Below are 2,497 nucleotides of genomic sequence, written 5' to 3'. Positions count from 1 at the left end.
GTTTTTATGGTGAGAGTTGTAACAAACACTGATAAGAGAAAGGAGGTAAGTGCAGAACTTATATTTTTAAAAATAGACGGTTGTTTTTACACAGTATAATTCACTTTTGAATATGTTAATAAAGTAGCAAATTCATAGGAAATGGTAATACTTAATATTTTATGTCACATAATGTGTAAAGGGGGCGTGTAATGAAATCGTTAACGGTTATTATTTTGTACAGTGAAAGAGAGCAAATGTTAGAAGAGTCAATTCAATCTATATGGAAGCTAAATCCTCTTGAAATTATAATTTTCGTTCCTAACGATAGAAGTAATTTGTATGAAATAGCAAAGAAACATAAATGCCATATTGTTTTGATGGATAAATATAGTACGTATTATGATGGGTATGAAGCTTCTGTAAAGGCAGCAAAAGGAGATGTATTGTTATTTGTAGATAGTAATTTTTTATTATCTTCAACTGAAATGAAGAATTTTATTGAGCCAGTTGTTACAAATCAGGCGGATGTAGTATTAAACAAAATAGATAAATTTATAGAAGTTGGTAAATGTCCGAATATGGATATTGTTTGGAGAAAAATGTTAAATGAAATTTTAAGTCGACCAGATTTAAAAAGCAATTCAATACTTTCATTACCATATGCACTTACGAAAGAAGTAGTGGTAAATATCGGCTTTGATTATATAAAAGATATCGTTCTAGCTCATATGAACATAGTGAATCAAGGCTGGCGGATTAACAATCAATATGCAATAAGAACGTTATCTAAAGATGAAATGTTAGAAGAAGAAGGGTATTTATTTAAAAAAGAATTATTAGAAAATGAAAAAGAGAAAGTGGAAAAATATTTAATTGGTATATCCAAATGGATAGAGAAAAAGGGAAGAAGAGTAGGATTTACTGATGCAGGAAAAAGAAGAGATATTATTCAAAGATTAGGTGAAAGCAAGCAGTATCCTTCGTATCATCGAGGCTGGGGAATGCATTCTTCAATTTATAACGGGAAACAACTTTCTGTCATTATACCAGTACAAAATGAAGAAGAGACTATAGAACAAGTAATACTTGAGGCGAGAAAAATAGAACCACTAGAAATAATTGTCGTTGTAAATGGTTCGACAGATCAAACGGCTAATATTGCTAAAAGACTTGGTGTTACTATTATTGAATATAACGAACGACTTGGTCATAATGTTGGACGTGCTATTGGAGCGCTTGAAGCTACAGGAGATATTCTTTTATTTATTGATGGTGATTTTAGTGTTTCAGGAAGTAATTTGCATCATTTTACAAAAGCAGTTTCAGCTGGTGTAGACATAGCATTAAATGATTTGAATCCGATGTTACATCCTCCGCTTTATGTTGTAGACGTCGTAAAATATATGCTTAATTTAGCATATAATCGTCCAGAATTAAGCAATGGCTCATTAGTAGCAATTCCACATGCTATGAGTAGATCATGTTTAGATGCAATAGGCTGGGAAAGCTTACTATGCCCTAGTCTTGCACAAGTAAAAGCTATATTACAAGGGTATAGAGTAGAATGTGTACATTACGTTGATGTTGTAAAACCGAATAGAATTCGTTTAATGGAGAATGTAAGTTACAATGGACATCCTCCGGCAGTATTAAGAATAATTGGTGATCACGTTGAAGCTCTCTCTTACTTAATAGAACATCTTGAAATAGATGGAAAGGGTGATTAAACTGTTAGACCAGTACAAAAAAATTAACATTTCATATGAACAATTATGGCAAATGGATTTTCAAATTACAGAACCATTTATACTCAAGGTTGATTGGGATAAAGTAACGTATGAATTTTTAATTCGTATTAAGCCCGATGCTTCTAACACTATTGTTTTTGGATCCGGAGCAGGTGGGTTTCAAGAACAGCCAATTGGTCCACCTATTTTTCATCGACATTCTTGGATGGATGAATTTGAAGATACTGTTATATATTATAATGACCCTACGTTATATCTTGGAAAATTATCTTTAGGCTGGGGACAGGGAGAGTTAAATAGATTTTATTTACAAGATATAGCAAATATTTTAGAAATAGTATTTGCAAAGTTAAAAGTTGATTCGAAAAATGTGTTGTTTTATGGCAGTTCCGGGGGAGGATTTATGTCTTTAATTTTAGCTGGATTCGTTAAGGGCTCCACAGCTTTAATTAATAATCCTCAAACAAATTTATTAAAATGGATACCTGTACCAATAAATCTAGTTTTCGATTTGTCTTATCCAAATTTATCAAGAGAAGAAGTTGAGGAGAAATTTGGCGAAAGAATTAATGTTGTGAAATTTTTTAATCACATTAAATATGTACCGAATATTTATTTTTTGCAAAATTTCGCGTGTGAATTTGATGTGCAAAATCATTTGCTACCATTTATTTCCGAATTAGAGCAACTTGATAAAGACACGGAAGTAAATCAAATTATAATTGACTTATATTTTGATAAAAAAGCAGGGCATGCAGCTGTAGGGA

The 2,497-nt window shown here is 31.6% G+C and carries 1 protein-coding gene and 1 pseudogene; both read left to right on the top strand.

Going from position 1 to position 2,497, the window contains the following annotated elements; all coding sequences use genetic code 11:
• The first annotated feature begins 191 nt into the window (after positions 1-191).
• Complete coding sequence (locus GBN78_RS29365; protein WP_152128015.1) at positions 192-1,709, top strand: glycosyltransferase family 2 protein; 1,518 nt, start codon at positions 192-194, stop codon at positions 1,707-1,709.
• Positions 1,710-1,761: 52 nt separating this feature from the next.
• Positions 1,762-2,497 (top strand): annotated as a pseudogene (locus GBN78_RS29360) (glycosyl transferase); the annotation flags it as partial.

Source organism: Bacillus sp. B2-WWTP-C-10-Post-4 (genome assembly GCF_009183805.1).
GTDB classification, from domain to species: domain Bacteria; phylum Bacillota; class Bacilli; order Bacillales; family Bacillaceae_G; genus Bacillus_A; species Bacillus_A cereus.
The sequence above is the reverse complement of the archived record's forward strand: the minus strand, read 5'-3'. Positions and strand labels throughout refer to the sequence as shown.

Coding starts and splice junctions, on each gene's coding strand:
- GBN78_RS29365 (WP_152128015.1), top strand. CDS start 192: ATGAAATCGTTAACGGTTATTATTTTGTACAGTGAAAGAGAGCAAATG.